Annotated in this window: 6 protein-coding genes; all 6 read left to right on the top strand. The window is 46.0% G+C overall.

What is annotated here, in order from left to right:
- On the top strand, positions 1 to 197 hold a 197-nt coding region (locus QZV86_RS13380; protein ID WP_295629137.1), incomplete at its 5' end, for a hypothetical protein.
- Complete coding sequence (locus QZV86_RS13375; RefSeq protein WP_295629135.1) at positions 158 to 1303, top strand: efflux RND transporter periplasmic adaptor subunit; 1146 nt, start codon at positions 158 to 160, stop codon at positions 1301 to 1303. The genes QZV86_RS13380 and QZV86_RS13375, both read left to right, overlap by 40 nt.
- Positions 1303 to 2061, top strand: coding sequence for an ABC transporter ATP-binding protein (locus QZV86_RS13370; protein ID WP_295629132.1), 759 nt, complete (start codon positions 1303 to 1305; stop codon positions 2059 to 2061). The genes QZV86_RS13375 and QZV86_RS13370 overlap by 1 nt, the downstream gene beginning before the upstream one ends.
- A 3-nt stretch (positions 2062 to 2064) precedes the next feature.
- Positions 2065 to 3288: an ABC transporter permease gene (locus QZV86_RS13365; protein WP_295629130.1), complete on the top strand. Its 1224-nt coding sequence runs from the start codon at positions 2065 to 2067 to the stop codon at positions 3286 to 3288.
- A 167-nt stretch (positions 3289 to 3455) separates the two neighbouring features.
- A complete protein-coding gene (locus QZV86_RS13360) occupies positions 3456 to 3611 on the top strand; it encodes a hypothetical protein (protein ID WP_295629128.1) in 156 nt (51 codons plus the stop codon).
- A 719-nt stretch (positions 3612 to 4330) separates the two neighbouring features.
- A complete protein-coding gene (nudF, locus tag QZV86_RS13355; protein ID WP_295629126.1) occupies positions 4331 to 4933 on the top strand; it encodes an ADP-ribose diphosphatase in 603 nt (200 codons plus the stop codon).
- Positions 4934 to 5095: the final 162 nt, after the last annotated feature.

Raw genomic sequence — 5095 nt, 5'->3', positions numbered from 1 at the left:
CTAAGATCACTTGGAAGAACAAGACAATTTCAACAGTTAATTACTACATAGCCAATAAAAACACCCGGAAAATTTCAACCCTATATTTGCCGTGCATTGCCGTGCATATTCTTTCTACTGATCGTACGGCCCAATTGGATTTAATTAAACCTCTCAAATGGCAACTGCTAGTACAAGAAAAATCATCATTGTTTTGATACTGGTTACAATTACCGCCGCCTATTGGTATGGCGGAGATACAGAAGAATCTTTAGCGAACAAATATAAGACTCGGGCTGTTGAACGCGGCGATATCATGCAAACCATCTCCGCCAATGGCACGCTTACTCCCGTTGTGCTGGTCAATGTAGGCACACAGGTTTCCGGGACGGTGGCTAAGTTACATGCGGATTTTAATGACCAAGTAAAAATTGGGCAGATACTGGCCGAACTTGATCCCGCCCTATTACGCGCGCAATTGCAGCAATCCAAAGCGAATTTCCTCAATGCGCAAGTCGCGCTGAAAATTATTGAAAACAAATTAAAGCGCCATCGGCTATTGCAAGAAAAGGATTTTATTTCTAACGAGGCATTAGAAATCATTGAACAGGAAGCTGAAGCCGCGCGTGCGCAACTGGCCATTAACAAAGCTCAGGTGGAACGCGACCAAGCCAATCTCAACTACAGCGTGATTCGCTCACCGATTTCCGGCGTCGTCATCGCACGCGATGTCGACATTGGCCAAACTGTAGCTGCCAATTTTCAAACGCCGATTTTATTCCAAATCGCCAAAGACCTGCGGCAAATGCAAATTAACATCAGTGTTGCCGAAGCCGATATCGGACAGTTGCATATCGGTCAATTGATTAATTTCACTGTAGATGCCTTTCAGCAACGGAAATTTTCCGGTACGGTCAAACAAGTTCGGCTCAATCCGACCATTCAGGAAAACGTCGTTACTTATAACGTCGTGGCCATGGTTGATAATGATGATGGCGCATTATTGCCCGGCATGACCGCCAATATCCATTTTGTCGTAATGCATAAAAACGACGTGCTGCGCGTCCCCAATGCAGCTTTAAGGTTCCAACCCAAGGACATGGAGTCCAGTGAAAGCGGCAAAGCGTCTAAATCCTCGCAACAACCGACGGTATATCGACTCATGGGAAACCGCCCCGCTCCGGTTACCGTCACCACTGGAATTACCGATGGCAATTTCACTGAAATTAGCAGCGACGCAATCAAAGCCGGTGACAAAGTGATCCTCAATGAAGTCATCGATAAAAAAGAATCTGAGAGCAAGTTCAAATTAAGAGTCTTTTGATGTCTTCGATTCAGACCACGCATTCCACCCAATCACTTATTCAATTAGAACAGCTTTGCAAAAGCTACAGTTTGCAGGATGTACATGGCCAAACTATCACAACCCAGGTTTTATACCATATCAATTTGGCCATTCATCAGGGTGAATTTGTCGCCATCATGGGACATTCGGGATCGGGAAAATCTACCTTAATGAATATACTCGGCTGTCTGGATACCCCGACCAGCGGGTCGTACTGGTTATCCGGCAAGAACGTGGCGGCACTTTCCAGTAATGAATTGGCACAAATCCGTAATCGAAACATCGGGTTTGTATTTCAGGGATTCAATTTGCTCAAGCGCATGACAGCGCTCGATAATGTGGCAACACCGTTGCTTTACGCCGGTATCAGCCGCTCCAGAAGTCGCAAGCAAGCATTGGAATTTCTGCGACATACCGGCCTAGAAGATTTTGCCATGCATCAACCCAACCAGCTTTCCGGGGGACAGCAACAACGGGTCGCAATCAGTCGCGCTTTAATCAATCATCCCTCACTGATTTTGGCTGACGAGCCGACCGGTAATCTGGATTCACAAACCAGCAATGATATTATGCAGCTATTTGAGAAACTTAACCGAGACCAAGGAATCACCATCGTGTTGGTCACGCACGAAGATGATATTGCGGCCTACGCGAAACGTTTAATCCATTTAAAGGATGGACACGTCACTATTGATAAAAACAATACCGGAGTGACGGCCTTGCATGAGACCTTTTGATTTATGAATCTATCGGCGATTTTTGGTGAAGCATTGCGCGCCTTACGTCAGAACCGCCTGCGTACAGGATTAACCATGCTGGGCATGATCATCGGCGTTGCCGCCGTCGTGCTAATGCTATCGATTGGTCAGGGCGCGCGCACCAAAATCAACGAAACCATCGCCGCGATGGGTAGCAATTTGTTGCTCGTAGTGCCTGGCGCCACGTCTTCCGGCGGTTTCAGTTTTGGCAGCGGCAGCGTCAGAACTTTGACCATTAACGATGCGAATGCCATTGCGGAACTCTCATCAGTCCGGTCAACTGCGCCGGTGACGAGTGGAACGGTGCAACTCAACTACACCACCAAAAATTGGAACACCCTCATTACCGGCACCACACCGGAGTATTTTGATGTCGGTAACTGGGCCATGGAATCCGGGACAGCCTTTACCGAATCCGAGGTGCGATCGGCTGCGCGGGTCGTTGTTTTGGGATCGATCACGGCGAAAAGTCTCTTCGGCGATGAAGAGCCGGTGGGAAAAACCGTACGCATCACCAACCGTCCGTTTCTGGTTGTCGGGGTGTTAATGGCCAAAGGTCAAAGCCTGACCGGCCGGGATCAGGACGATAATGTTTTCGTACCGATCTCCACCAGTGAACGGCAAATCACCGGCAATCAGTTTCCCGGTTCTATTCGCTACATGCTGGTACAAGGCGCATCAGCAGAAGAAATGGATCTTGCCGAAATTGAAATTACGCAATTATTGCGTCAGCGCCACCGCATCCCAAACGGCAAAGATAATGACTTCACTGTCCGCAATCTAACCGCCATCGCCGACGTTGCAACCGATGCCGCCAAGGTCATGTCAATTGTACTCGGCGCAATCGCATCGGTTTCTTTATTGGTCGGCGGAATCGGCATCATGAACATCATGCTGGTATCCGTGACCGAGCGCACCCGTGAGATCGGCATTCGCATGGCGATTGGCGCCAATCAACGCGCTATCCTTACGCAATTTTTATTGGAAGCGATGATGATTTGCATCATGGGCGGTTTAATTGGCCTGCTGATAGGTATTGGCGGCGCCTGGCTGGTCAGTCAGGTTGCCGATATGTTAATTGTAATTACCTTGGGAATGATCGGCCTGGCATTCTTATTTTCTTCCGCGGTCGGCATTTTCTTTGGTTTTTATCCTGCACAAAAAGCCGCCTCACTTAAACCCGTCGATGCGCTTCGATACGAATAAATTTCTGATATAACAATGCTTATCGGCATGATGAGTATGTCGTTGCCTTCATCCAATTCAATTTATTATGCGTTTTCCAAAGGATAAATGCTTGCAACATGCTATAGTCATGGTGTGACAAATTCACAAAGTGGTAATTATTAATTTATTGAAGAGAACGTTATAAAATGAAACTTTTAAAATTTCTTGTGGCAACATTTTTTGCATTGATATTAGTAGCTTGCGGTAAACCTTCGGCTCCAGAAAGTGCTAAAGAAGAAGGTTACGGCACGACACATGAAGGCAAACCGGCTGAAGGCCGCAATGAGCTTCCAGCTGACTAAGTTAGTCACGCTAAAAGCATTAATGACATTGTTTTCAATGTCATTTAATTGACTTAAAAACTGTAGGATCAATTTATTGCTCCTACAGACTTTAAAATAAGCAAATCAAAACTTCCGTAAAAAAACCACTATTAGCAAGCCGTTGAAAAACGTTTTCGAAGCAGCTGATGCAAGGCAGAAACAGGTGAAAAGCGCAGTTTATGCCTAATAAATGAGCATTTTGAAGCTGTTTTTAACACCGCAACCAATGCCGCTCCGCCTACCACGAGGGCAGTACTAAGGTACTGGTGTCTGTCACTTGAACGAAGACTGGCACATTTGTGCCCAGCAAATACGATGTCGGCACAAGACCGCCAGGCAACGACTCCTCGAAACCCACGGCCGTGTTGGCGATTACGTAGCTGGGAACAAAAAACGCGATTGCGGCACAAATTGTTGCACATGACTTCGATTTCATTTATTTCTCCTGAATTTGCTCTAAAAATCTGATGGCATTAGCTGTCGATGCTATCACAAACAAAACCTTATCCGCACATAATGACAGTCAACTAATCGAGATAAGATACAATAACCATATGTTTATTATATGAGTTTATCTTACAGAATTAGTGCTAGCATAGGACACCCTGCGAGAATTAACTGGGCAGAACTGTTTCACATGTACAGCCATCTCGCAATACACTAACTAGTAATTATCCGGAAAGACAAGGGAACAAATAATGACGCACAAGGATATAGAGATTCTCGAGAAAACAGTTTGTTATCAAGGATTTTTTCGCATAGACCGCTACCGTCTTCGGCACCGCCTGTTTAATGGCGGATGGAGTTCCCCGATCACGCGCGAATTATTCGAACGCGGTCATGCGGCCGCGGTCCTGCCTTATGACCCGCTCAGAAACGAAGTAGTCCTGATCGAACAATTCCGCATTGGCGCCATGAATACGCCGGACGGTCCGTGGTTATTGGAGATTGTCGCCGGCATTATCGAACCCGATGAAATAACTGAAGATGTGGTCAAGCGTGAAAGTGTGGAAGAAGCCAATTGCAACATTTCTGACTTGATTCCATTGTATGATTATCTGGCCAGCCCAGGAGGCATGACAGAACGGATTGCGTTATTCTGTGGCAGGACGGATACAACGCAGGTGGGCGGTATACATGGTGCAGCAGATGAAGGAGAAGATATCAAAGTTCATGTCGTCTCCCTGGAAACAGCACTGCAGTTTTTAGTATCTGGAAAAATTAACTCAGCCAGCGCCATCATCGCACTACAATGGCTAGCATTAAATCGCGGTCTTGTACGGGAAAAATGGTTGAAATAATAGATTTAACAAGTCTAATGCTGAGAACAAGAAATATGCACAACTCAGATTTAATATACAGCATTACTTGATGAATAATCCTTTGCGTTGTATATAGATAATATCTTTGGCTCTAGACTAGCAGAGTTAATGATATCTGATGATTTGCCATAGTGCACTAGC

Origin of the sequence: uncultured Nitrosomonas sp., assembly GCF_902826915.1 — a bacterium.
Lineage (GTDB): Bacteria > Pseudomonadota > Gammaproteobacteria > Burkholderiales > Nitrosomonadaceae > Nitrosomonas.
The sequence above is the reverse complement of the archived record's forward strand: the minus strand, read 5'-3'. Positions and strand labels throughout refer to the sequence as shown.